The organism is Secundilactobacillus odoratitofui DSM 19909 = JCM 15043 (assembly GCF_001434895.1).
Taxonomy (GTDB): domain Bacteria; phylum Bacillota; class Bacilli; order Lactobacillales; family Lactobacillaceae; genus Secundilactobacillus; species Secundilactobacillus odoratitofui.
The window spans coordinates 12,621-39,441 of record NZ_AZEE01000028.1; the positions used below are offsets into that span (position 1 = coordinate 12,621).

Genomic DNA, 26,821 nt, shown 5'->3' on the forward strand with positions numbered 1-26,821 from the left:
ATGTTCTTAGCTCAAGTTCACGTGACTTACAAACCCTCAATCTTAGATCCACAAGCTGTGGCCATTAAAAATGCCATGCACCGTTTGAACTTTACCACTGTTGACGCTGTGACTCAGGGCAAGTACTTTGAGTTGACCCTGGACGTCGATTCAGCTGAACAAGCGCAAGCCCAGGCTGAAGCAATTTGTGATCAACTGCTTGCCAATCCGAATATGGAAACCTACCGATATGACGTAAAGGAGTTGGCACAGTCATGATGAAGTTTGCGGTGATTAGTTTTCCAGGTTCCAATTGTGATGAGGATCTTTATTACGCAATTACGGACGCTTTACACGAAGATGCAACCATTGTGCCCCATACCGCGACTGATTTGGCTGGTTTTGATGCGGTCTTAATTCCTGGTGGCTTCTCGTACGGTGACTACCTACGAAGTGGTGCGATTGCCAAATTTGCGCCAGTAATGCCCGCAGTGAAGCAGTTTGCAGCAAGCGGTCGTCCCGTTTTAGGTATCTGTAATGGCTTTCAAATTCTAACCGAAGCCGGTCTCTTACCTGGTACACTCCAACATAACCGTGACATGCAGTTTATTTGCGAACCTGAACCGTTAACGGTGACCAATCATAAGACGATGTTTACCAGTCAGTTCGATGCCAATCAAGTTATTACACTCCCAATCGCCCACGGCGAGGGGAACTATTATTGCGATGAACAGACTTTGGCATCGCTCAAGGCCAACCATCAAATTGCCTTTACCTATCGTCATAATCCGAACGGAAGTGTGAATGACATCGCCGGGATTACCAATCAAGCAGGTAATGTGTTAGGCATGATGCCACATCCGGAGCGCGCTGTTGAAACCATTTTGGGTAGCCAAGATGGGCTGGCAATTTTTGAGTCACTTCGACAATCACAGTTAAGGACGGTGTAACCGATGCAACAAGTAAGAACAGAGCCAACGCCAGAAGAGATTCGCGAACAAAAGCCCTATGAAGCCTGGGGCCTTTCGGAACAAGAATATGACTATATCTCTCAAAAACTCATTGGTCGTTTACCAAACTACACGGAGACAGGCTTATTTGCGGTCATGTGGAGTGAACATTGTTCTTACAAAAACTCGAAGCCAATTTTACGTAAATTTTGGAATGACGGCTCACGGGTTATCCAAGGCCCCGGCGAAGGTGCTGGTGTTTTAGATATTGGTGATGGTCAAGCCGTTGTGTTTAAAGCTGAAAGCCACAATCATCCTAGTTTTGTCGAACCCTTTGAAGGGGCTGCAACTGGCGTCGGTGGTATCATTCGTGATATTTTCTCAATGGGTGCCAAGCCAATCGCTTCGTTGGATAGTCTTCGTTTCGGTGAGTTAACTGACCCTAAGAATCAGTACCTTCTCAACGAAATTGTTGCTGGAATTGCCTCATATGGTAACTGCATTGGCATCCCCACAGTTGGCGGTGAAATTGGCTTTGACAGTGTTTATCAAGGCAATCCGTTGGTCAACGTAATGTGTGTCGGTTTAATGAACCAAGCTGATTTGAAAAAGGGGCGCGCAACCGGTACGGGTAACAGTATCATCTACGTCGGTGCAAAAACCGGTCGGGACGGTATTCACGGTGCGACTTTTGCTTCTAACGAATTTAGCGAAGAAAAGGAAGCTGATCGTTCAGCGGTTCAAGTGGGTGATCCGTTCATGGAAAAATTATTGACAGATGCCTGTCTAGAAATCATTCATGATCACGCTGACATTTTGATGGGTATTCAAGATATGGGGGCCGCTGGGCTAGTATCATCTTCAGCAGAAATGGCTGCTAAAGCCAAAAGTGGCGTGACGATGAACTTGGACTTGATTCCACAACGAGAACTCGGTATGAGTGCTTACGAAATCATGTTGTCCGAATCGCAAGAACGGATGTTGTTATGCGTCAAAAAGGGTGAAGAGCAAACAGTGTTAGATATTTTTGCTCGCTATGACCTAGACGCCGTCGTGGTCGGTCACGTGACCGATGACCGCCAGTACCGACTCTACCAACACGGTGAACTTGTGACGGATGTACCCGTGACGACTTTAGTGGACGATGTGGTCGAACATGAGCAACCTAGTCAAAAACCAGCTCGTCTGGATGATCAAGCTGTTGCCGAGACACCAGTGGTGAACGACGTAACTGACACCCTTAAGCAGATGTTAGCTCAACCAACGATTGCCTCAAAAAAGGCCGTCTTTAAACAATATGATGCGCAAGTTCAAGCAAATACGGTGGTGACACCGGGGAGTGACGCCGCTGTCGTTCGCGTTCGTCACACTAAAAAGGCGCTCGCGATGACGACTGACTGCAATGGTCGTTACATTTATTTGAATCCGTTTGATGGTGGTCAAATTGCGGTAAGTGAGGCGGCTCGAAATATCGTTGCTAGTGGTGGCATTCCAATTGGTATCACTGATTGTCTTAATTTTGGTAGTCCTGACGATCCTGAAAGCTATTGGGAATTAGACCAGTCAGTCCAAGGCATCGCTCGCGCATGTGAACGATTTGATACACCAGTTATTTCCGGTAACGTGTCGATGTACAACGAAACTGATGGTCAAGCCATCTATCCAACACCAATGATCGGGATGGTTGGCCTGATTGAAGACACACAACTCATTACGACGCAGGACTTTAAACAAGCTGGCGATGCAGTGTACGTCATTGGCGAAACTTACAATGACTACGCCGGTTCTGAAATTCAGAAATTAAATGGTAGTTTACCGAAAGGGACGTTGCATTTTGATCTGGATACCGAAGCTGCTAATCAACAACTGATTCAAACAGCTATTCGAGAGGGACTCCTTCAAAGTGCACATGATTTGAGTGAAGGCGGTCTTGGCGTTGCACTTGTTGAAGCTTTAGTTGAGCATGAACTTGGGTTTGAGGGTCAAACACAATTGACTAACGCGCAATTATTTAGTGAGACTCAATCGCGCTTTGTGGTGAGTGTCAAGTCGCAGGACCGCGAAATTTTTGAACAATTGGCTGCCGGTCGGGCGAGTTACTTAGGTCAAACCACTTCGACTGATCACATCTCATTAAAAACTGCTGATGGTCAAGTGAACGCGTCAAACCGTGACTTAAAAGCCATTTATGGAGGTGCCTTGACATGCCTAATGAAGTAAAAGGACTCAACGAAGAGTGTGGCCTGTTTGGCATTTGGGGGTCAACGAACGCCGCTCAATTAACCTATGACGGCTTGCACAGTTTGCAACATCGAGGACAGGAAGGTGCTGGCATCGTGAGTAATAACCACGGTGAATTTAAGCGACATCGTGGTCTTGGGTTGCTAGCTGAAGTCTTTGCTGATCCAGCCAAAATGGCACACTTGACTGGTACTGCCGCCATTGGTCACGTTCGGTACGCAACTGCCGGTAATCATGGTGTTGAAAATATTCAACCCATGTTGTTTGATCACCCAGAAGTGACGCAGTTTGCGCTGGCTCATAACGGTAACTTAACCAACGCGGATCAGTGCCGCCAGGAATTAAGTGCTCTGGGCGTTGAATTTCAGGCTACTTCAGATAGCGAGTTACTTGGTGAATTAGTCCAAACCAGTCAGGCGCCTCAGTTTATTGATCAGTTAAAAGCATCGTTGAATCACGTGCGTGGCGGTTTTGCCTACTTAATGATGACGCCGACGATGATGATTGCAGCCCTTGATCCAAACGGTTTTCGGCCCTTAGTCATCGGTCGTATGGATGACGGTGCCATTGTGATTTGTAGCGAAACCTGTGCGTTAGATCAAGTTGGTGCGACGTTTGTGCGTGATGTTGAACCCGGTGAGTTAATTATTGTGAATGACGATGGGATTTCAGTTGATCACTTCACCACCGATACGCACCTGGCGATTTGTTCGATGGAGTACATCTACTTTGCCAGACCCGATTCGATCATTCGTGGTGTGAGTGTCCACGAAGCGAGAAAGAGAATGGGTGCCACCATCGCTAAGGAAGCACCGGTTGATGCCGACGTTGTGATTGGCGTGCCCAATTCGTCACTCTCAGCAGCGATTGGTTATGCGCAAGCGAGTGGCATTCACTATGACATGGGCATGATCAAAAACCAGTACGTTGCTCGAACCTTTATCGAACCGACTCAAGCCAAGCGAGCACGCGGTGTTTCCATGAAACTTTCAGTTGTAAAATCGGTTGTTGCCGGAAAGAATATCGTGCTGGTTGATGATTCAATTGTACGTGGTACGACGAGTCAATACATCGTACGTTTATTAAAACGCGCCGGGGCGAAGTCAGTGCACGTTCGCATTGCCTCACCAGTTTTGAAATTTCCTTGTTATTACGGCATTGACATCCAGACGACTAAAGAATTAATTGGTGCAAATTACACGGTTGATCAGATTCGTGACCAAATTGGGGCGGATTCATTAGCCTATTTGAGTGTTGATGGGTTAGTCAACGCGATTGGGCCACTGAATGATAGTGAGAATCATGGGTTATGTACGGCTTATTTTGATGGTCAGTATCCGACACCATTGTATGATTATCAAGCAGGATTTGATGCAGAAGTCGCACGATTGGGTTTGTACGAAGGAGCGAATTAAGGTGACGAGTCAATACGAACAGGCTGGCGTAAATATTCAGGCTGGAGAAACGGCCGTTAAAGATATTAAACAAATCGTGAACCAGACCCATGATGAGAACGTCTTGCACGGCTTAGGTGGCTTTGGTGCCGAATACGAACTGACGGGCTTACTGGGTGGTCTTGAGGCACCAGTTTTGATTTCTGGAACGGATGGCGTAGGGACTAAGTTATTATTAGCGATTGAGGCTAATCGACATGACACCATTGGGATTGATTTAGTGGCAATGTGTGCCAATGATGTTTTGGCTCAGGGTGCTAAACCACTGTTCTTTCTGGATTATTTAGGGCTTGGTCAGCTTGAACCTGAGCGCGTGACCACCATTGTTAAAGGCATTGCATCTGGTTGTCAGCAAGCCGGTTTATCATTAATTGGCGGTGAGATGGCTGAAATGCCAGGCATCTATCAGGGTGAAGACTATGATTTAAGCGGCTTTGCGGTGGGACTGGCAGATAAGACGAGTCTCTTAGGCGCTGACAAAGTCGAGGCCGGTGACATATTAATTGGTTTGAGTTCCAGTGGGGTGCATTCAAATGGTTACTCCTTAGTGCGTAAAATCATGAAGGATGCTAACCTTGATCTCATGCATGTGTATCCTGAACTTAACCAATCTCTCGCCGATGCTTTACTCGAACCGACTAAGCTTTATTACCAATCAGTTTATCCATTAGTTGCGGATAACCTGCTTCATGCAGCGGCCCACATTACTGGTGGTGGTTTGGCGGATAATTTAGCCAGAATGATTCCGGCAACTTTGACTGCCGAAATTGACGCAGCCAGTTGGACCGTACCGGCAATTTTTAAATTTCTCCAAACGGCCGGAGACGTGACCGTCGATGAAATGCGGCAAGTTTTTAACATGGGAATCGGTATGGTGCTCGTCGTATCGCCACGTAATGTTGCTGAGGTTCAGGCAAAATTGACGCAGCAACAAGCAGACTTCCAACTTATTGGTAAGGTGGTGAATCGACGTGATCGACCAGTCGAATACCGAAGTTAAACCACGCTTGGCCATCTTTGCTTCAGGCAACGGAACCAACTTTGAGGCGTTAATGACCGCTGACCTACCAGCTCAAATCTGCGTCGTTGTCTGTGATCAACCGAATGCTGGGGTAATTGAGCGTGCCAATCATCACCAAATTCCCGTGGTCATGTCAGTTGCCCAAAAAGGGGTTAGCAAAGTGGCGCGTGAACAGCAACTACTGAATGATCTGGCAGAATATCGTGTTGATGATTTAGTGTTAGCCGGTTACATGCGCATTATTGGCCGTACGCTTTTGGCTGCCTTTCCACGCCACATCATCAACATTCACCCGGCCTTATTACCGGCGTTTCCAGGTCGCCACGGAATCGAAGATGCTTATCAATACGGTGTGAAAGTCACCGGGGTTACCATTCACTACGTTGATGGTGGGGTCGATACCGGTGAGATTATTGCACAGGCACCAGTACTACGATCCGAGACCGACACCCTGGCCAGCTTAGAAACTAAAATTCATGAAGTAGAACATCAGCTTTATCCTGAAACGATTCGTCATTTAATTCAAAAAGGAGTGCTCTAATTGACTAAATTAGCGTTGTTAAGTGTTTCTGATAAAACAGGTATCGTTGAATTTGCTAAAGCTTTAGTAGAACGAGGTTACCAAGTGATTTCAACCGGTGGCACCTTAAAAACCATACTGGCCGGTCAGGTTGAGGCGACCCCAGTCGAAGAAATCACCGGATTTCCGGAGATGCTGGATGGTCGGGTGAAGACGTTGCACCCACGCATTCACGCTGGTATTTTAGCTAAACGGGACAATCCGGAGCACATGGCCAAATTAACTGAGAATCAAATTCAGCCCATTGATCTGATTTGCGTGAATCTATACCCGTTCAAAGAAACCATTCAAAAAGACGGCGTCACCGATGCTGAGGCAATTGAACAGATCGACATTGGTGGGCCATCCATGTTACGAGCAGCCGCTAAGAACTATCATGATGTGACGGTTATTACTGATCAGTCGGATTACGCGACGTTCTTACAACACTTCGATGATGAACAGCTGACAGATGATTTTAGACGTGAATTAGCGGCTAAGGTTTTCCGAGAAACGGCTGCCTACGACGCGCTGATTGCCGACTACATGACGACTGAAGAGTTTCCTGAGAAGTTAACATTAACCTATGAAAAGGTTGAAGATATGCGTTACGGTGAAAACAGTCATCAAAAAGCCGCCTATTATAAAGATCCAATTCCAGAACCGTACTCACTTGCTAATGCGACACAGCTTCACGGTAAAGCACTTTCGTATAATAATTTACGGGATGCCGATGCGGCATTGCGGATGATTGCAGACTTTAAGCAACCAGCTGTTGTTGCCTTGAAACATATGAATCCATGTGGCATTGGTGTAAGTGATTCGCTGTTGAACGCCTGGAATTTAGCTTATGAATCAGACCCAATCTCAATCTTTGGCGGCATCATCGCGTTGAATCGCAAGGTCGATTTAGCCACTGCTGAAAAGATGCACGCTTTGTTCTTGGAAATCATCATTGCGCCTGCTTTTGATGATGATGCCTATGCCATTTTGGCCAAGAAGAAGAATTTGCGGTTATTAACAGTAGATTTTGGTGATGTGAATCCAACCCACCATGATAGCGTAACGGTATTAGGTGGCGCACTGATGCAAGAAGCCGACACCGCTCATGAAGCTGCCAGTGACTTTAAAGTCGTTTCTAAAGTCCAGCCAACGCCAGATCAATTAGCAGCATTAGAATTTGGTCAAACGGTGGTGAAGCATGTCAAGAGTAATGCGATCGTTGTGACCACCGCCAACCAAACTCTGGGTGTTGGTGCCGGTCAAATGAACCGGATCGATTCCGTTAAAATTGCGATTGATAAAGCTAAGGACAAGCCTAACTATGCCGATGCCATTGTTGCTTCCGATGCCTTTTTCCCGATGGATGATTGCGTGGAATTTGCCGCTCAAAACGGTATTAAAGCAGTCGTTGAACCCGGTGGGAGCATCAAAGACCAGGCTTCTATCGATAAGGCCGATGAATATGGTATTGCGCTGGTCTTCACGGGCGTTCGTCACTTTAAACACTAAATCTATTGAGCATAAGGGAGGAAACACCGATGGAAAACTGGCTAGTAGTTGGTAGTGGCGGTCGCGAATACGTCATCGCTGAAACGTTGGCAAAAAATAAACAACGACACGTTTTTGTGGCACCTGGTAACCCAAAAATGGCTGATTTGCCTCGTGTTGAACCTATTTCAATTGATGAATTAGCGTTTTCAACCTTAGCCGATTTTGCGAACAGCCATCAAGTGACCTGCACTGTGGTGGGGCCTGAACAGCCTTTGTCTAAGGGCATCGTGGACTACTTTGAAGCACGTCAATTACCAATTTTTGGTCCAAATCAAGTGGCTGCCCAACTGGAATCCTCTAAAACCTTCGCGAAACAGATGATGGCCGTTAGCGGTGTGCCGACTGCGCAGTACCAGGAGTTTGATAATCAGACTGCCGCGTTACAATATGTGAGTCAGCAAGCATTACCATTGGTGATTAAGGCTGACGGACTTGCTTCTGGTAAGGGCGTGATTATTGCTGATACAAAGAACGCTGCTGAGCAGGCTGTAGCTCAGTTAATGGCAGGTCCGCAATCAAAATTATTGATTGAGGATTATCTGGTCGGCGAAGAATTTTCGTTGTTTGCATTGGTTGATGGGACACGGTTTATAACCATGCCAGTTGCTCAAGATCACAAGCGACTAGAGGATGGCGACTTGGGCCCAAACACCGGTGGTATGGGTGCGTATAGCCCGGTACCGCATATCACTGAGGCTTTAAAACAAGAAGCAGTTCAAGAAGTGGTGATGCCGATTCTCAAAACGATGGTTGATCAAAAGACACCTTTCCGAGGCTTTTTGTACGCGGGTTTAATTAAGACGACTAGTGGAATTAAAGTCATTGAGTTTAACGTGCGGATGGGCGATCCCGAAACCCAGGTTGTGTTGCCCCAGCTCCAAAGTGACTTGGGCGAACTCATTTTGCAACTTAAACGTGGTCAACAACCCGTTGCCAAGTGGCAAACCGATCAGTATTATTTGGGGACCGTTGTTGCCTCTCGAGACTATCCTCGACAAGCTGTGAACGGTCGACCATTACCCAACATCCAAGCGACTGACGTGCAAGTGAGTTTCGCGGGCGTAGTTGAGGAAAATGGTCAAGTTGTCAGTCATGGCGGCCGGGTATTGATGGTGACGGCGACAGCTGCCACCATCAGGGCTGCCCAACAGCGGGTCAATCAGGTTTTAGATGATAGCGTTGATCAAACTGCGTATACTTTCCGCCATGATATTGGCTTCCATGCGTTAACACCGTCTCCAAATTAATCTAAAATACTTAAGACATAAAACAACACCGTAAATTCCTCATTCACTGGAGTTTACGGTGTTGTTGTTTTGATTGGTTGGATTTAACGCTCGTTCAAATTATTTGAATTTTCCGTCCTTCCGCCATAGGTAGTCGATCAAAGCGTCATCGACGAACGGGTTGTTTTCGTGTAGCTTGCTGTGCTGAGCAGTTGGCCCCTGGACTTGATATTCTTGATAACTGGCGACTCGATTCTTTAATAAATAACCGAGTGATCGAGCTGAAGGCATGGTAATCACACCATCAGAATGCGACCCATCCTGCAAATTACCATAGATATTTAAAACGTGTGCTTGAGCAGGAAAATTATTTCGGAGTCGCCACAGTTTTTTAAACTCTGGCCGAATGATGGAGGGCTTGCCATTGGCAGCGGACTGCATGAGATTAGGTCCGTCATCCCATAGTCGACTAAGTGGAGGGGTGGTTGGCTGGTTGAGCTTATGGTTATTGATGATGCCATCATAGGGGCCTGCAATTAGGACCGCTTTTTGTAACGTTGGGTATGCCTTGTTGTTACCAACCAGTAAGTTATAGTACGTCCACGCATACGCACCCATTGAATGGCCAACCGCATTGTAATTTTTGATGTGGTAGGTGGTTTTTAAGCGACGCATGATGGTTTTTAACCACATCGCATCTTGGATTTCACCGGCCCGATTATTATTAAAGATTACTTCAACGATGGGATTTTTCATGTGTTTCGTTAAATGACCGTGGATTTTGAGGGTGCCGTTTGTGCGCACCCTAATCGTCATTTTGTGAGTTGCGATGTGAGATGATTCAGCAGCTTGGACCATCTTGACTTCCGATTTTTGCCCACCGGTCCAACCGTGCACGAAGATGGTGGGCGTACTATTGAACTGGTAGTTGGCTTTAAGGTAAGCTGCTCGTCTTTGACGAATGACGGCCGCGCTACCAACTAAAATTAATATGATAAAAAAGCCAATTAAGGCTGAAATCAACCATCTTCGCTTCACGGTGAACCTCCCAAATCAATTGATATCAAATTATTATAACAAATTGTCACTACGATGCGGCTAAAAGTCCAGAAGGAACCTGAATCTTATTAAATTTGCTACTAAATTAAGGTTCTGCTGCTTAAGATTCCGCAAATTTAATTGCTCTGTTGCACAAAACATATTAAAATAATAAGGAATTTATTGTTGGGTGAAACGAAAGCAGGTTATTAAATGACTGAGATGTCAAATCGTGATGGTGCACAAAACGTCACAAACGATTCAAAGGACCAAATGGTGAAAGGGTCCGCTTGGATGACAGCTGGGAGTATCTTTTCCCGGATTTTGGGTGCAATTTATATCATTCCATGGGGTATCTGGTTTGGCAGTTACTTCTTCCAAGGTAATGCGCTCTATGGGAAGGGGTATAACATCTACAGCTTCTTCCTGATTGCGGCGATTGCGGGGATCCCCTCAGCCATTGCCAAACAGGTAGCACACTATAACGCCATTAACGAATATGGCGTGGGGTTTCGGCTGTACAAGCATGGCTTTGTCCTGGCAGCACTGACCGGGATCGTGTGTGCTGGTATTTTGTTCTTCGGCGCACCACTTTTTGATGGTGGTGATGCTCGAGTCATTCCAGTCCTACATTCGCTGGCATGGGCTGTCTTGATTATTCCAGTGATGAGCCTATCACGAGGCTTTTTCCAGGGGTATCAACAAATGGCACCCTCAGCTATTTCACAGTTCGTGGAGCAGTTGGCCCGAGTGCTTTACATGCTGGGTTCGGCCTTTATCATCATGCGCGTTTTACATGGTAGTTGGATCACGGCCGTGTCGCAGTCAACTTTTGCGGCTTGCATCGGCGCAATTGCCGGGATTCTAACGTTAGTTTGGTACTATCTTAAAAACCGGTCAACTTTTGATGCGTTAGTTGCTGGTAGTGATAATCAAATTGTGGTGCCAGCTAAGCAACTTTATCAAGAAATCCTGCAACAGGCATTGCCGTTCATCGTGCTTGGTGCAGGCATCACGATTTTTCAATTGATTGACCAGTATACCTTCTTTAACTTTATGAAGGGTACTGGCATCACCTCAATGAGGACGTTAAACGATTTGTTTGCGATGTTCAGTGTGAATGCTAACAAGCTGATTATGATCACGGTGTCACTGTCCTCGGCGTTGGCCATTACAGCGGTACCACTGTTATCCGAAGCTTACACCCGTGGTGATAAGCGAGACATTAGTCAGCAATTAACTAACGCAATGCTACTGTTTGAATTTGTGATGATTCCGAGTGCCTTGGGGATGGCGGCGATTGCCCACCCGTTAAATATTTTATTTTATGGCACTTCACACAAAGACCTGGCAACCGCAGTGTTGGCCTTTTCTTCCTTTGTTTCCATCATGCTTGGCTTATTCAGTGTTACTTCAGCGATTATGCAAGGCGTCTCGCAAAATAAGCGAGCAGTACGTTACTTCGCGGTTGGAACCATCGTTAAGTTAGCCTTGCAATGGCCTTGTATTCACTACATGGGGGTTTTTGGACCGTTAGTCGCCACGACCATTGGATTCATTGTGGCCAACTACTTAATTTTGCGCTGGTTAAATCAAGCCTTTGGCGTTGATTTCCAGGGCATTGCCAAAAAAACAAACGGAATTCTAGGCTTTTCAATTGCCATGTGTATCATTGCTAATCTGGTCGTTGAGGTGTCAAGCAGTCTATTTGGTCACTTTATGGCGGTCGATTCACGGATGGGCAGCTTACTGATTGTGGTGCTGGCGGTTGGTATTGCCGGCTACCTATACGTCTATATGGTCTTGCACACAAGACTGGCAGACACGGTGATTGGGGAGCGAACTGCGCGATTACGACGGTTATTACGTATCAAATAAACCATATCTTAGTTAAATCAAAAACGGTGTTTGGCCAATTTAGCGCAAACACCGTTTTTTTGATCAATTATGAGAAGTGCGAATTTTTATCAGCTTATAAATGAGGATTATCATTTATTTGTGCTGATGATTGTACATATAGCTCGGTAGTTGTTGAATAATTTGAGTGGGTAGTACCACGTATTGGCGTTTTGCTAACAAGTCGGCAATATCACTGTGTGCGTAGACCGCCGCAAGAATGGCGTCTGTTTGGTTAGTGAACTGGGCCGTGAAACCGGCAATCATGCCAGCAAGCGTATCACCCATGCCGCCAGTAGCTTGGGCTGGTGTGCCAGTTGTATTTAAATAACTACCAGTTGGCGTATAAATTTTTGTTTGATGTGACTTTAAAACAACCGTCCCGTTCATCAATTGAGTTCGAGCCGTCTCATTGGCGTCATCTGTTTGATCCGCAATTTTGATACCGGTTAATCGCTGCCACTCCATTTGATGCGGGGTGAATACCAACTGTGCTGAAGGTAGTGCCAAGTCGTGTTTGGCAACTAGCGTAATGGCTGAGCCGTCAATAATCAACGTTTGCTTCGATGAAACCAGGCGAAATACCTTGGTCAAAATATCAAGACTGGTGGCATCGGTGCCCAATCCCGGTCCAATCACAACGGTGTTGGCAGCCGTTACTAATGCTGAAAGGGCTGACTGATCAGTAAAATCGGCAACCATTGCTTCTGGCAAACGGGCATGCAAGCTAACAAAGTTACTTGGATCAGTCAAAGTGGTGTTAAGCCCGGCGCCACTGTAAACACTAGCTTCGGTAGCCATTAAGATGGCACCACCAAATTGAGCGTTACCGCCAATGAGGCAGACACGCCCATAAGTACCTTTATGACTCTCCGCCGGTCGAACACGAATAGTTTGGGCCAAGATTGCTTCGGTAAGTTGTTTCAAAGTGATCGCCTTCCATTTCTTTGTTTAAGTTGAGTATAGCACAGCCCGAGTGATGGTGAGTGGGCGTTGAAGCCTTTGATAGGAAATGACTTCCTATGCATTAGGTGAGAAAATGGCGCCACCAGGCTAATGCTATGGCTATCAAAACGTCTTCTTCCGCACTTTGTTGTAAACCTATGCTAAAATGAAAGTGATACCAATATTGGAGGGAACTTGAATGTCAGTAGATTGGAAAGCAGCTGCCCAAGCACATCAAGCAGCTTATTTAGAAGATTTAAGTCAATTAATTGCAATTGAGAGTGTTCGTGACGATTCAAAGAAGACTGCAGAAGCGCCACTTGGCCCAGGCCCCGCACAAGCATTACAGGCTTTTTTGAAGATGGCTGAACGAGATGGTTTTAAGACCACCAACTTGGATAATTTGGCTGGGTTTGTTGAGTACGGTGAAGGTGACGAGACGGTGGCTATCTTGGCTCACGTTGACGTTATGCCCGCCGGTGAAGGTTGGTCCACTGATCCCTTTAAACTCACTCAGCGTGATGGTAACCTCTATGGCCGTGGTACCTCAGACGACAAGGGACCAGCGTTAGCTTGTTACTACGGTCTCAAAATTTTGAAGGAACAGGGCATTAAGCTCAATAAGAAAATTCGTTTTATCTTGGGAACTGATGAGGAAAGCGATTGGACTGGGATGACACATTACTTCAAGACCCAGCCAGAACCGACAATGGGTTTTTCACCAGACGCCGAATTTCCGTTGATCAATGGCGAGAAAGGTAACGTATCATTTACCTTGACAACTCAGGGGACCAACGGCGGTCAATTTAAGCTTAACCAGTTCAAGGCGGGCTTGCGTGAAAATATGGTGCCTCGTGACGCGACTGCAGTTGTCGAAACGGATGACAATGAAGCGCTAGTGACGGCCTTCACCGCATTCTTAGACGAAGCACCGGTAACCGGTGACGTTCACATTGAAGGTGACGGTGTTCACTTCCACGTGATTGGCAAAGCGGCTCACGGTATGGAACCTAAGAATGGTATCAACGGTGGAACGTTCCTGGCATCATTTTTAAGCCAATATGCCTTTGGCGGCGATGCAGAAGCCTTCTTACAGTTGCTCGCCAATGAGTTGCATGATGATTCTCGCGTCACTAAATTAGGGTTGGCATTCACTGATGATATCATGGGTGATTTAACCATGAACGTTGGTGTCATGGCGTTTGAAGCTGGTAAAACTGGCAAAATCGTGATGAACTTCCGTTATCCGAAGGGAATGACTGCAGATGATTTAGAGAACAAGCTCAATGATGTGGCAGCTACTCGTCATTTTGAACTTTCTAAGGGCCGAGAAATGGTACCTCACTACGTTGATCCTAAAGACCCAATCGTCACGACATTAATGGGGGCTTACCACGAATTGACCGGTGATCAAGCCGCGCAACCTGAAGTGGTTGGTGGTGGTACTTATGGTCGACTGATGAAACGTGGTGTCGCTTTTGGTGCTTTGTTTATCGATCGCACACCTGATACCATGCACCAAGTCGACGAATTTCAGCCACTGTCTGATTTGATGTTGGCAATGGCCATTTATGGTCGTTCCATTGAAGCGTTAGCAAACGAACTAGCGGACTAGTCAAACGTCAAATCCGACGAAAACGGTAAAGGAGTGATAGTGATGACGCAACTCAGCAACTATCAACGCATCATTGTGGGTATTGATGGTTCACGTCAATCGAAACGAGCGGTTCAAAAGGCAATTGCCGTCGCGAAACGAAATCAAGCGACGTTATATATCGTTAGCGTCCTAAACTTGGGTAAGCTTGTTGGACTGGGCACGACCCAATTTGGCTTTGGTGCCATTGACCAGGAAGCGTTAGACAGCGTGAAAGAAAAAATTACTAACCTGGCAGCTGGTTATCGAGAATCGGCATTATCTGCTGGGGTTAAAGACGTGGAAATTCACGTCACTTTCGGTAATCCTAAGTTAGAGTTAGCCAAGAACATGCCACAGCTTTTCAACGCGGACCTCATCGTGATTGGGGCCACCGGAGCCAATGTGGTTGAACGGATGATGCTTGGTTCTAATGCGAGTTACGTGGTCTCCAACGCTCAAATTGATGTCTTGATTGTGCGGACTGATTTATCGAATGAAGCACTGTCTGCTTTTTAAAGTGATTAACAGCAAAAAAGCATTTCCAATTTTGGAAATGCTTTTTTCGTATCATCTTATACTGATGGAAAAGTGACTAACATCATGACCTTCGACGCAGATGAGTTAATCGTTATTGTTATTTTAAGCACGCACAAAAGGCACTGGTCAATTGATCAGTGCCTTTGATATCGGAATTAAACTTAAATTGCGTTCGAAATTGAATCGGTTGGCCGAATCTGACTAAGTGCATCATCCACTTGGCCAAGCACGGTTTCAACGTTTTTGGGATCTTCAAGGTTATATTTTTGTAAGTCAATTTTGATTTTGGGGCTGACATCATATTCGTCAAACCACTTCTGATAAGCTGACCACATCTTATAGTAGTAAGATTCAAGTTCAGGGTGACTATCAATTTGTTCATAATCACGGCCACGCTTCTTGATTCGGTACAAAATTGTCTCGAAATCACTGTTGGCGTAGACTAACAAGTCGGGTGCCTTTTTTGGTAACTGGTCGAGTTCGCTCATCATGTTATCGAGTAACTTTAAGTAGACGGAAAGTTCAGTGTCTGAGATGTTACCTTCAGCATTGTTCTCTTTCGTGAATAAGGCATCTTCGTAGATTGAGCGGTCCAAGATATTGTTATCATCGGCCAATGCTTGCTTGATCATCGCAAACCGCTTGTTTAAGAAATAAATCTGCAGTAAAAAGCCGTATTGTTTAGGATCTGAATAGTATAAAGGTAGGACTGGGTTGTCACCAACAGGTTCAAAGAATGCCTTAGTCCCTAGATGGTCCGCAAGCATTCCTGTTAAAGTCGTTTTCCCAACACCAATCATTCCGGCTGTAATTATCACCATAATAGCCCCTCTTTTAATAAAATATGCGCAAGATATAGTGTACCACAATTTGTAGAGATACTACATGTTATTTTAAAACTGATTTAAGTGTTGTTTTGAGCAAGTGATAAAGCGGGTGTAAAAGCATTCGTGACGCCTGATATGCGGTCATCTGAAATGGGCAAGTCGCCCATCCAGTTTCGCCAAACTTCTCGTAGTATAATTGAGTCAAAGGAGTGAGGTTAGTTTATGTATGATGCGATTGTATTTTTTGATTTAGACGGCACGTTATTCGATGATCAAAAAAACGTGCTCCCGGCAAGTATTAATGCCATTAAGCAGATGTCACAACATAATATTCTCTCAGTCATTTCAACTGGTCGAAATATTTTTGAGATTCAAAACGTGTTGGATGAAACAGGTATCGATTCTGCCGTCAGCGCTAATGGTAGTTACGTTCAGTATCAAGGCCAAAAACTGCATCAGGAAGTGATTGATAAAACCGTTTTAGCTGATTTTACTGATTTTGCCAATCAAGAAGGTGATGCGGTAGGTTACTTTAACAACCGCGGCTTCCGACTGAGTGAAGCTAATGAATTGACGACCACCAACTTTAAACTGTTGCGGCTCGACGCCAGGGTAGATCCAACCTTTTATGAGCATGAACCAATCAATTTTATGAATGTGTTTAATACAGATAAAGAAGCGCAATATCAAGAAAAGTTTAAGGGGGTTTTATCATTAGTTCGTAATAATCCTCGTGCGCTTGATACCATGAAGGCGGGCGTTTCAAAACGAACCGGTATCGAAATTTTATTAGACGCAGCCCATTTAGCCAATATTCACACGTATGCGTTTGGTGATCAATTAAACGACCTCCAGATGTTTGAGATGGTGGATACGCCGATCGCAATGGCAAACGGTCATGACCTGGCCAAACAAAAAGCGGCTTATGTTACGACTTCCAATATGAATAATGGTATCGTGAACGGGCTGAAGCATTTCAATTTAATTAAGTAATCGAATTTCTAGACAGACGAGTGACGGATGACGTTGCTGGTCTGTTTTTGTCTGAATGGGGTGTTGAGTAATAGTGTGAATATTGGCCAATTGTGTTGATTAATAAATACGATGAGAACGGAGGGTTAGCGGGTCGTTTGGGTTGCAGTGATAAGTACCACTTAACGCTGTGCGTTTAGTGGTACTGGACGATATTGAGACCCACGGGGTTTGTGGGGCTCAGTATCGAGGTGTAAGACACGTGGTTATCGTGGCTGAAGCCGGTCCCACAGCAGCTCAAACGACCCGTTAACCCGTAGTGGCATTTGCAATACGTACCAATAGAAATTATTTTGGATTAAATTCACCAAACTGGAATAATATTCCACCACGAGTCAGCCAAAATATTCATATTCAATCTACATAAATTTAATAAAGATATATGCCATTGAAATCGGATTCAATCAGGCGTTATCCTAAGTGAGTAGTCACTATACTTAATAGAAAATGATATGAACGAATGAACAGAGAGATTGAGGTGAAGATGATGGGAAACACAACGTATTTTGGGGGCATCGACGTCGGGTCAACCACGGTTAAATTAGTCATTATGGATGAAGATAATCAAACGGTCTTTTCACGTTACGAGCGACACTACTCTGACGTGAAAGCAGCCAGTGAAAAAATTATCCGTGAGGCCATCGATGAACTTGGTAGCGATATTAAGTTAGCTTGCACGATTACTGGTTCTGGTGGTATCGGGTTAGCTAATTTATTGAAGCTTAAATTCGTGCAGGAAGTGATTGCTTGTACGAAGACGGTTGAAACCCTGATTCCAGAAACGGATGTTGCAATTGAACTTGGTGGGGAAGACGCCAAAATCACCTTCTTTGGTGATTCCTTGGAACAACGAATGAATGGGAGTTGTGCAGGTGGGACCGGTGCTTTTATTGACCAAATGGCCACGCTACTTAAAACGGATGCCAGCGGCTTGAACGTCATGGCAAAGGATGCGCAAACTATCTATCCCATCGCCAGTCGTTGTGGCGTGTTTGCGAAGACTGATGTACAACCATTGATCAATGATGGCGCCCACAAGGCTGATATTGCTGCTTCAATTTTCCAAGCCGTGGTTAATCAAACCATTTCAGGGTTGGCTGCTGGCCATAAAATTCGGGGGAACGTTGCCTTCTTAGGTGGACCGCTTTATTTCATGGACCAATTACGAGCTCGATTTATTGAAACGTTAGCTCTAGAGCCAGAACAAGTCATTTTTCCGGCTGACCCGCAGTTATTCGTTGCCAAGGGTGCGGCTTTGTATGCCAAAGACCAACCAGTAACGACTTTGGCTGACATCTTAGATTTACTACTTAATGGTGATGATGCTGGGATGCACCCAAGTCACAGCCTTGATCCGTTATTTAAAGATGACGACGAGTTACAAGAATTCCGCAAGCGACACGCAATGGCTAAAGTGGATACCCGTGATTTAGCGACTTATCAAGGGGTAGCCTTCTTAGGAATTGATGCTGGGTCAACGACCACTAAAGTCGCTTTGATGAGTGATGACCATAAGTTGTTATATACCTATTATGATAGCAACGACGGTGATCCCCTTGAAAAGACCAAGCAGATTTTACGTGATATGTATGCCAAAATGCCGGCTGGCGTAACCATTGGTAAAACAGCCGTAACCGGTTACGGTGAACATTTGATCAAAAACGCGTTGATGGTCGATATTGGTGAAGTCGAAACGGTGGCACATTACCGTGCAGCGCATTACTTTGAACCAGACGTGGACTTTATTTTAGATATCGGTGGTCAAGATATGAAGGCCATGACGATTAAGAATGACGCTTTATCGACAATCAAATTGAATGAAGCCTGTTCGTCTGGGTGTGGCTCGTTTCTTGAAACCTTTGCCACTTCCTTGAACTACAAGATTCAAGATTTTGCGCAAGCGGCCTTATTGGCTAAAAACCCATCAGATCTGGGGTCACGGTGTACCGTCTTCATGAATTCCAAGGTGAAGCAGGTTCAAAAAGAAGGGGCCACCATTGGTGATATTGCTGCCGGACTGTCAGTTTCAATTATTAAAAACGCGCTTTTCAAAGTGATCAAAATGCGCCGAATTGAAGACATGGGTCACCACATTGTTTGTCAGGGTGGGACCTTCTACAATGAAGCCGTTTTGCGGGCCTTTGAAAAAATTGCGGGTACCGAAGTCATTCGGCCCAACATCGCCGGTTTGATGGGTGCTTATGGCGCCGCCTTAATTGCTGAAGATGCGTATCAGACTGGTGATCAAACCACACTGTTATCAATTGATCAAATGGACAACCTAAGTTTTAAAAAAGAGTATATGCACTGTGGCGCCTGTGAGAATAACTGTGCACTGACCATCACCATCTTCAATGATGGCCGCCGGTTCGTAACGGGTAATCGTTGTGAACGTGGTGAAGCTCGTGGTATGAAGCAACGGGTGCCAAAGGATAACGGGAAGATCAACTTGGTGGCCGAAAAGTATAAACTGCTCTTTAGCTATCGACCACTACGAAAGAAGCAAGCTTATCGTGGGACAATCGGGATTCCTCGGGTTTTAAATATGTACGAAAATTACCCATTATGGCAAACTTTCTTCCGTCAACTGGGCATCCGGGCACAATTGTCACCCAAAGGGACTGAAGCACAGTATGAAAAAGGAATGGAAACCATTCCATCTGATACGGTTTGCTATCCAGCCAAGCAAGTTCACGGTCACATTCAGGCGTTAATTGACCGCGGGTACGAAACGATTTTTTATCCAGCTGTCGTCTACGAAGTTGGCGAAAACCAAGATGCTGATAATCACTTCAATTGTCCTATCGTACAGTCTTATCCCAATGTCATCCGCAACAACGTAGATGAGATTACATCCGGTCAAGTCCAACTGATTTCACCTTACCTCAACTTGGCTGATGAAAAGGGTACTGCCAATAACCTGTACGACGCCCTACGCAGTTTTGATATCAGTAAAGCCGAAATTAAGTCGGCGTTGGCGGCTGGCTATACCGAACTCGAACACTTCAAACAACAGATTCGTAATCGGGGCGAAGATACCATGCGGATGCTGATGACAACTGGCGAACACGGTATCGTGCTGGCTGGTCGGCCGTATCACTTGGATCCGCAAGTGAATCATGGTATCTCACAGTTGATGACAGCTGAAGGCTTCCACGTTTTGACCGAGGATTCGATTGCCCATTTAGGTGATGTGAAGGGCTTGCGGGTCGTCAATCAGTGGGTCTACCATTCACGGCTCTATGCAGCTGCACGAGTCGCAGCCAAGACGCCACAGTTGGAATTCGTTCAACTCAATTCGTTTGGATGTGGGATCGATGCAATCGATACCGACCAAGTCGAAGAGATTATGAGCCAATATAACCGGTTGTACACGTCACTTAAAATTGATGAGGGGACCAACATGGGTGCGGTTCGCATTCGGTTACGTTCGTTGAAAGCAGCCGTTAAAGAACGTCAAAATCGTAAAATTTTACCAGTTAAATTACATGAAAATGAAGCACCAGTTGATTTTACCCCTGAAATGCACGAGAAAGGGTACACGTTACTATTGCCAATGATGTCACCAATTCACCAACACGGGCTGGTTGACGTGGCTTTACAGGCATCTGGTTACAACGTGGTCAATTTACCCATGAATGACCGTGCATCAGTAGATGTGGGCCAGAAGTTCGTGAATAACGACGCCTGCTATCCAGCCATCATTTCAATCGGTCAAATGGTCGAAGCTTTTCAGAGTGGCAAGTACGACGTTGACCATACCGCAGTGATGATGACGCAGACTGGTGGTGGCTGTCGTGCCACTAATTACATTCCTTTGATTCGTAAGGCCCTCAAAGACGCCGGTTTTGGGCAAGTACCCGTTGTTTCCCTATCACTTGGTAATCAAGGGGTGGAAGAGACACCTGGGTTTAAGATGACGTTACCGTTGTTGCGTCGAGTCGCAATCGCGTTCCTATACGGCGATTTATTCGAGCAGGTCGTTTACCGGACCCGACCATATGAAAAAGAGGTCGGCCAAATCGATAAAATGCACGACGATTGGCTGAAACTGGTTAAACCTTCGATTGAAAAGGGTAGTTTTAAAGAATTCAAACACAATGTCGCTCAAATCGTGAAGGATTTTGATACGGTGCCATTGAATAACGTTGTGAAACCGAAAGTTGGTATCGTTGGCGAAATTTTAGTGAAGTATTCACCAATTGCAAACAATGACGTCGTTCGCCTGCTTGAAAAAGAGGGCGCCGAGGCGGTTGTGCCTGACATCGTTGGCTTCATGAATTATTCACTGTACAACCAAATTTATAAGTACCAACACTTAGGCTCTTCGGTGAAGGCAAAATGGTTCGCCGAGTTTGCCCTGCAAGTCATCAAATGGTGTGAACAACCGATGCAAAAGGCCTTGAATGCTTCAAACCGCTTTGAAGGCATTGAGGCAATTGAAGCAGTCGCAGACGACGCCAGCAAGATCTTGTCGTTGGGTAATCAAACCGGTGAAGGCTGGTTCCTAACGGGTGAAATGATCGAGTTGTTGAAGCGCGGTGTGCCAAACATCATCTGCATGCAACCATTCGGCTGTTTACCAAACCACATTGTCGGTAAGGGTATGATCAAAGAAATCCGACGTCAATTTAAGGGTGCCAACATTTCACCGATTGACTATGATCCAGGGACCTCAGTGGTTAACCAATTAAACCGAATTCGGTTAATGCTAGCGACTGCCAACAAAAATCTGGCAGCTCAAAATGCTAAAGTAACCGTTAAAGCTTAGTATTTATCGTCCAATTCCCGGAATTGTTTGGTACACTGAGAGTAACTAATGACGATTATTTGAGATGCGAACGGAGAAATGATCATGAAGCACACAAACGTTGAAACACTCTTTGCTAACGGAATCAAGGCGACCGATTTATCAAAGAAACAACAAAGCGTTTTGCAAGCTAGCCTAACGTTGTTTGCGCAACAGGGGTATGAAAATACCAGTACGCAAGATATCGCGCAGTTAGCTGGCGTTTCTGAAGGAACGGTGTTCAAGCATTTTAAAACTAAGGAGGGGTTGTTACAGGCAATTCTGACCCCCTTTATTCACGATATTTTCCCACAAGTTGCGGGCGAATTTTTAACGGCGCTGGCCGAAAACCCATTTGACGACTTTGAGACCTTCTTACGTTACGCGGTCCACGATCGTATTTCGTATGCCATGGACAATCGGCGAGAGATGAAGATTTTCATTCAAGAAATGGTCAAAAACCCAACGATTTTAACTAAGTTGACCGAGCGTTTGGGTGGCTTGCTCCAGAGTGGTATCAACCGCTTATTTGCAGACTACCAACAACGTGGACAACTGGTTGACTGGGATTCGATGCGCATTATCCGCTTGGTGTCAGGCGTGATGGTGGGTTATCTCATTCCGAACATTATCATGAGTGATCAACCGCTGGATTGCGAAGCCATCACAAATGAAATTTGCGAATTTTTGCTAAACGGATTACGACCTACCGCCGAAACCGCATCATAATCACAATTTAATCCGACCGTTACTTTCTAAAAATTGAAAGTAACGGTCGGTTTTTGTTATGCAGACTAAAGAGCACTTTCAGCGGGATATGATTTAGTTACTCCGGGATTCGAGGTGCTACAGAGTCTATCTGTTGGAAAGCCACTATCAGGATTATTTTGTACAACAATAAATAATTTGTACCCAAAACGGTAATCAGTATGGTAAAATTTAGACGAAGTCAAGTAATCGCTTTCATTGGTACTTGGCCAGGATTTTGACTAGGGGATAGGCTACTTTTGGACATCGATTGACGTTGGAAAGTTCGGGGGAATTAAAATGAATAAAAAAATTGTTAAAGCGGCTCGTAAATTAAAGGCTGATCAGGGGGAAATTACGGTCCGTAAGCGACTCTATAAGGCGGGAAAACTGTGGGTTACAGCTAGCATGACAACATTAGCGTTTGGCGTGGTCGTCTTGGGAAGTGAGCTCAGTGCTAGTGCGAGCGTCGACACGACAAATACGACGGAAACACCGACAGTGCAATTAGTGAATGAACCACCGAAAAGTGATGTGACAACTCGTCAGCAAACCGGGGATGTTAGCTCGGGTCAAACACCAGTGGTGCCAGCTGCGAAGACTAGTGCTACAACGGATGTGACTGGTGATGCATCTGCAACCACGTCGGTTTCGAATGAAGACGTTGATGCGAATCCAACTGCCGATGCATTAGGTGGTTCGAAAACCACAGATTCAAAAATATCACCGGCACTTGATGTTCAGTCATCTGCCGATACCACTGACCTAGGCGAAGTATCTGATACTGAATTTGAGACGGCTAAAGCTGCGGCGAAGGCTACTTATGATGCAACTAATCGTGCACAAAAGGTTACACGAGTAGCGGCTGCCGTAGTGGCCCAAAGTGGTACGTTTGGCACTGCTGCGTGGGACTTAGATGCTGATGGGTTATTAACGATTCACGCTGGCACCTTTGGCAAAACGAAGGCTCCTTGGACTGATTATAATGACCAAATTAAATCAATTGTGATCGAAGACGGTGCGATTGCGACGCCAGAATCTAACAACGACAACTACAACATTCATTTGCTGGGTGACTTGCCTAACGTGACCAGTATTGATGCGAGTGGGTTAGACACCAGTCAGATGACCAGCATGTCTCATATGTTTGTTTCCGACCCTCAGCTGACTACTTTAGTCATTGATAAGCAAAAATTTAATACGAGCCAAGTCACGGATATGAGTCGAATGTTTTACCATGATGATGCCCTGACCACCGTTGATGTCACTGGCTTTGATACCAGTATAGTTCAAACTTTTTATGGGATGTTTGAGTATGACGGTAGTTTGACGAACCTTGATGTCAGTGGGTTTAACACTTCAGCGGCTACTACCATGGATTTTATGTTTGACGGCTTAACGAGTGTGACTAACTTGGACTTGACTCACTTCGATACAAGTCATGTGACCTCCATGAACACGATGTTGCGTTACGTTGGCATGACAAGTCTTGATGTCAGTCATTTGGACGTGAGCCAAGTCACTAATTTTGAATCGCTATTTCTTGGTGCTAGTCTTCAAAAACTTGATTTGAGCAGTTGGCAGATGAACCCAACTGCGGATACAACCGCTATGCTAACGCAGATGCACGATTTGTGGTCGCTCACCGTTGGACCACATACGGTGATGACGAACAGTGGGTTAGATAGTGCGCCTTCAGCGAATACGGTTTTACCGGATGGCTCCAAGGATTCAAAGGGCGAAGATAATGTGGTTGCTTACGGTCAAGATACAGACGGAAACAAGGTGACTTTTTGGGAAGCAGTTGGAACTGGCACCGAACATGACCCTGAAGGTGAGTTATATGCGACCGGTGACGAATTAAGTGCGCTATATACTGGGGATGGTAGCGCCAAATTAGCGACCTACGTTTGGTCCCAAGACGTGATTAATCCGCTGGAGTACCGGGATGCAGCGACTGGGGAGGTCATTGATGATCATCATAACGTGAGTTACAACGGTATTTATCAATTTACCAAGGCAAAAACCAATCCGACTGCTTTGAATAAGGCAGGTTTGTTTCCAACCGGTTGGCACTTCGCAACTGGTGCGGAACTGGGTAGTTATATTCAACCAGAAGCACTAACACTAATTGACCGAAATGGCACGGTAATCACGATGTACCTTGCCAAGGATGCCCCGACATTTGAGTCCAAAACCATCACGAAAACCGTGCGTTATCAGGATGGTGATGGTCATCAACTGAGTGATGATTTCATCGATGCAGTGACGATGACTAAAGCCACCGATGCTGCAACTGGTGAGGTGACTTATTCGCCGGTAGACGCAACTTTTAAGGCACAAGCCAATCCAACCATTAAAGGTTATACCGTTGTCACCAATCCAGTTGGAGCTGAGGCCACGGATGCGGTGTCGTACGGTGAAGATGATGTTGATTATATCGTTATTTATCAGAAGAATGCCCCGACAATCACAGCCAAAACCATTACCAAAACAGTCCACTATCAAGATACTGACGCAACTGAGCTGGCGCCAGATTTTACCGACACGGCGGTGATTACCCAATCAGTCGATGCAGTGAGTGGTGAACCGACCTACACTGCAACGGATGATACATTAGCCGGGCAAGCGAACCCAGTGTTGACAGGATACACAGTGATCACGAACCCGGCCAATGCAACCACCAGCCAGACGGTAACCTTTGATGATAGTGATGCAGTTTACACCGTTGTTTACCAAAAGAAGGCACCTGAAACTGCAACCAAAACTATCACCAAAACGATTCATTACGTTGATTTTCAGGGACAAACACTCGCGCCTGATTTTGCTGATACGGCAGTCATCACTAAAACCATTGATGCAGTGACGGGAGAAGTGAGCTACACATCACGAGACGATGAGTTGGCGGGTAATCCCACTCCAACGTTTAAAGGGTATCAATTGACGATTAATCCAATCCAAGCGACAACCACCCAAACCGTGACATTTGATTCAGCTAATAGTAGCTATACGGTCGTGTATGCAAAACAGATTCCGGCCATGTCGACTGTGTTTGTCACCAAGACAGTCCATTATCAAGACGCTGATGGCAAAATGATAGCACCAGATTTCACGGATACAGCAGCTTTCAACCGTTCCGTTGACCCAGTTAACGACGCGGTTACTTACACGGTCATCGATGATGTGCTCGATGGCCAGGTTAATCCAGAAGTGACAGGTTACACGGTGACAACTAGTCCGACCAATGCAACCATGAGTCAAACGGTAACGGCGCAAACATCAGACGTGACCTATACCGTGATTTATTCGAAGGACGCGCCAACGACCACTTCTAAAGTCATCACCAAAACGGTTCATTACGTCAATGAGCAGGGCCAACAAATTGCCCCAGATTTTGTGGCTAGTGTCACCTTAACGAAATCAATTGATGCGGTGACTGGTATCGTCAGTTATTCGCCACAGTCAGCGATTTTGGACGCTCAGGCCAATCCAATGGTAAGTGGTTATCAAATCCTTACTAGCTCGACTGAAGCCACTCAGCAGCAAGTAGTGACGTTTGCTGATGACAATCAAAATTTCACGGTGATGTATCAAAAAATGACGCCACCTACTGACAGTCAAATTGACAAAGATATCGACACTGGTACGGCAACCAACACGGTAACCACGGTTGAGACAGGGACTGCAACCAGCACGACGCCAGTCATCATCGACAATGAAACACCACCAGCAACCCCAACGGATACAACCATCACAGAAACGGTCACTTCTGAACCAGCCACAGCTGTTTCAGAACCAGTTGGCCAGCCTACCATCAGTGTTAAAGAATCTCAAGACGATAACGCGGTCGTTGTTGCAGGCGTTGGTGATTCCACAACGGTAAAAACACCCGTTACGACCAAAGAGCAAGTCATAAACAATGGCCAACAACTTCCTCAGACGAGTGAGAAGCAATCATCGGCAGCTGTTGTTGGACTTGGTCTGATGACCACATTATTCGGATTCATTGGCTTGAAGTTGAAACGAAAAGAAGACTAATGCAAGATTAGAAAATGAATTAGAATCAGTAAACGAATTAAAAAGAACTGGGCAGTGACGATTACGTCAATTGCCCAGTTCTTTTCTTGTGCTATCTAAAGATTTCAGTTATCTTATCGATTTAGAACTATAACCACCACGTCGGCCGTAGCGCGGACGGTCAGGGGTAACCTGTAGTGAAACGACAGGGGGACCCAGTCGGGGACGAAGTTGAAACGTGCATGGGGTTTGGCACGGTTCAACTTCGAGGTCCGAGACCTAGGCTCGGACCGGCCCCACAGCAGGTTGCCCCTGACCGGGAGCCGAAGGCATCTTACGGCTGTATCAAAAAACGCCAGCAATAAAATTACTG

At 45.6% G+C, this 26,821-nt stretch carries 18 protein-coding genes; 15 read left to right on the forward strand and 3 right to left on the reverse strand.

The window, feature by feature from the left end; genetic code table 11:
• Genes purS through purD form a run of 8 tightly spaced genes read left to right on the forward strand, consistent with a single transcriptional unit; the run spans nucleotide 1 to nucleotide 9,005 of the window.
• Nucleotides 1-258 carry a phosphoribosylformylglycinamidine synthase subunit PurS gene (gene purS / locus FD04_RS05135; RefSeq protein WP_054699643.1) on the forward strand — a complete coding sequence of 86 codons (258 nt, stop codon included), beginning with the start codon at nucleotides 1-3 and terminating at the stop codon, nucleotides 256-258.
• On the forward strand, nucleotides 255-929 hold the full coding sequence (gene purQ / locus FD04_RS05140; protein WP_275452929.1) for a phosphoribosylformylglycinamidine synthase subunit PurQ: 675 nt from the start codon (nucleotides 255-257) through the stop codon (nucleotides 927-929). The genes purS and purQ overlap by 4 nt, the downstream gene beginning before the upstream one ends.
• Before the next feature lie 3 nt (nucleotides 930-932).
• On the forward strand, nucleotides 933-3,149 hold the full coding sequence (gene purL / locus FD04_RS05145) for a phosphoribosylformylglycinamidine synthase subunit PurL (RefSeq protein WP_056947526.1): 2,217 nt from the start codon (nucleotides 933-935) through the stop codon (nucleotides 3,147-3,149).
• Nucleotides 3,134-4,585: an amidophosphoribosyltransferase gene (purF, locus tag FD04_RS05150; protein ID WP_054699644.1), complete on the forward strand. Its 1,452-nt coding sequence runs from the start codon at nucleotides 3,134-3,136 to the stop codon at nucleotides 4,583-4,585. Before purL ends, purF begins: the two co-directional genes overlap by 16 nt.
• Before the next feature lies 1 nt (nucleotide 4,586).
• A complete protein-coding gene (gene purM / locus FD04_RS05155; protein ID WP_235805654.1) occupies nucleotides 4,587-5,624 on the forward strand; it encodes a phosphoribosylformylglycinamidine cyclo-ligase in 1,038 nt (345 codons plus the stop codon).
• Nucleotides 5,596-6,186, forward strand: a complete 591-nt coding sequence (purN, locus tag FD04_RS05160) for a phosphoribosylglycinamide formyltransferase (protein WP_268873321.1) — start codon at nucleotides 5,596-5,598, stop codon at nucleotides 6,184-6,186. Before purM ends, purN begins: the two co-directional genes overlap by 29 nt.
• Nucleotides 6,187-7,716: a bifunctional phosphoribosylaminoimidazolecarboxamide formyltransferase/IMP cyclohydrolase gene (gene purH / locus FD04_RS05165; protein WP_054699649.1), complete on the forward strand. Its 1,530-nt coding sequence runs from the start codon at nucleotides 6,187-6,189 to the stop codon at nucleotides 7,714-7,716.
• Nucleotides 7,717-7,745: 29 nt separating this feature from the next.
• The gene (gene purD, locus FD04_RS05170) at nucleotides 7,746-9,005 is read left to right on the forward strand and encodes a phosphoribosylamine--glycine ligase (protein ID WP_056947527.1); all 1,260 of its coding nucleotides are present in this window, start codon (nucleotides 7,746-7,748) and stop codon (nucleotides 9,003-9,005) included.
• Between the two features lie 99 nt (nucleotides 9,006-9,104).
• On the opposite strand, the gene FD04_RS05175 is transcribed toward purD, so the two are convergent.
• Complete coding sequence (locus FD04_RS05175) at nucleotides 9,105-10,022, reverse strand: alpha/beta hydrolase (protein ID WP_056947529.1); 918 nt, start codon at nucleotides 10,020-10,022, stop codon at nucleotides 9,105-9,107.
• Nucleotides 10,023-10,235: 213 nt separating this feature from the next.
• Between FD04_RS05175 and FD04_RS05180 the strand changes: the two genes are divergently transcribed.
• On the forward strand, nucleotides 10,236-11,900 hold the full coding sequence (locus tag FD04_RS05180; protein WP_082603138.1) for a putative polysaccharide biosynthesis protein: 1,665 nt from the start codon (nucleotides 10,236-10,238) through the stop codon (nucleotides 11,898-11,900).
• 114 nt (nucleotides 11,901-12,014) lie between these two features.
• On the opposite strand, the gene FD04_RS05185 is transcribed toward FD04_RS05180, so the two are convergent.
• A complete protein-coding gene (locus tag FD04_RS05185) occupies nucleotides 12,015-12,845 on the reverse strand; it encodes an NAD(P)H-hydrate dehydratase (RefSeq protein WP_056947531.1) in 831 nt (276 codons plus the stop codon).
• Nucleotides 12,846-13,062: 217 nt separating this feature from the next.
• Between FD04_RS05185 and pepV the strand changes: the two genes are divergently transcribed.
• Together pepV and FD04_RS05195 are read left to right on the forward strand one after the other, a co-directional pair.
• On the forward strand, nucleotides 13,063-14,478 hold the full coding sequence (gene pepV / locus FD04_RS05190; protein ID WP_056947533.1) for a dipeptidase PepV: 1,416 nt from the start codon (nucleotides 13,063-13,065) through the stop codon (nucleotides 14,476-14,478).
• A gap of 42 nt (nucleotides 14,479-14,520) precedes the next feature.
• Nucleotides 14,521-15,015 carry a universal stress protein gene (locus FD04_RS05195; protein ID WP_054699653.1) on the forward strand — a complete coding sequence of 165 codons (495 nt, stop codon included), beginning with the start codon at nucleotides 14,521-14,523 and terminating at the stop codon, nucleotides 15,013-15,015.
• Nucleotides 15,016-15,197: 182 nt separating this feature from the next.
• Here FD04_RS05195 and FD04_RS05200 read toward each other — a convergent pair whose 3' ends face one another.
• Complete coding sequence (locus FD04_RS05200; RefSeq protein ID WP_054699655.1) at nucleotides 15,198-15,857, reverse strand: deoxynucleoside kinase; 660 nt, start codon at nucleotides 15,855-15,857, stop codon at nucleotides 15,198-15,200.
• A 228-nt stretch (nucleotides 15,858-16,085) separates the two neighbouring features.
• On the opposite strand from FD04_RS05200, the gene FD04_RS05205 reads away from it, so the two are divergent.
• The 4 genes from FD04_RS05205 to FD04_RS05220 all read left to right on the forward strand — a co-directional run bounded on the left by FD04_RS05205 (nucleotide 16,086) and on the right by FD04_RS05220 (nucleotide 26,469).
• Nucleotides 16,086-16,856: a Cof-type HAD-IIB family hydrolase gene (locus FD04_RS05205; RefSeq protein WP_056947535.1), complete on the forward strand. Its 771-nt coding sequence runs from the start codon at nucleotides 16,086-16,088 to the stop codon at nucleotides 16,854-16,856.
• A 499-nt stretch (nucleotides 16,857-17,355) separates the two neighbouring features.
• On the forward strand, nucleotides 17,356-21,666 hold the full coding sequence (locus FD04_RS05210; RefSeq protein WP_235805655.1) for a 2-hydroxyacyl-CoA dehydratase: 4,311 nt from the start codon (nucleotides 17,356-17,358) through the stop codon (nucleotides 21,664-21,666).
• Nucleotides 21,667-21,750: 84 nt separating this feature from the next.
• The gene (locus FD04_RS05215) at nucleotides 21,751-22,413 is read left to right on the forward strand and encodes a TetR/AcrR family transcriptional regulator (RefSeq protein WP_054699657.1); all 663 of its coding nucleotides are present in this window, start codon (nucleotides 21,751-21,753) and stop codon (nucleotides 22,411-22,413) included.
• A gap of 318 nt (nucleotides 22,414-22,731) precedes the next feature.
• Nucleotides 22,732-26,469 (forward strand): mucin-binding protein, encoded by a 3,738-nt coding sequence (locus FD04_RS05220; RefSeq protein ID WP_056947539.1) that lies wholly within the window; start codon nucleotides 22,732-22,734, stop codon nucleotides 26,467-26,469.
• Nucleotides 26,470-26,821 lie beyond the last annotated feature (352 nt).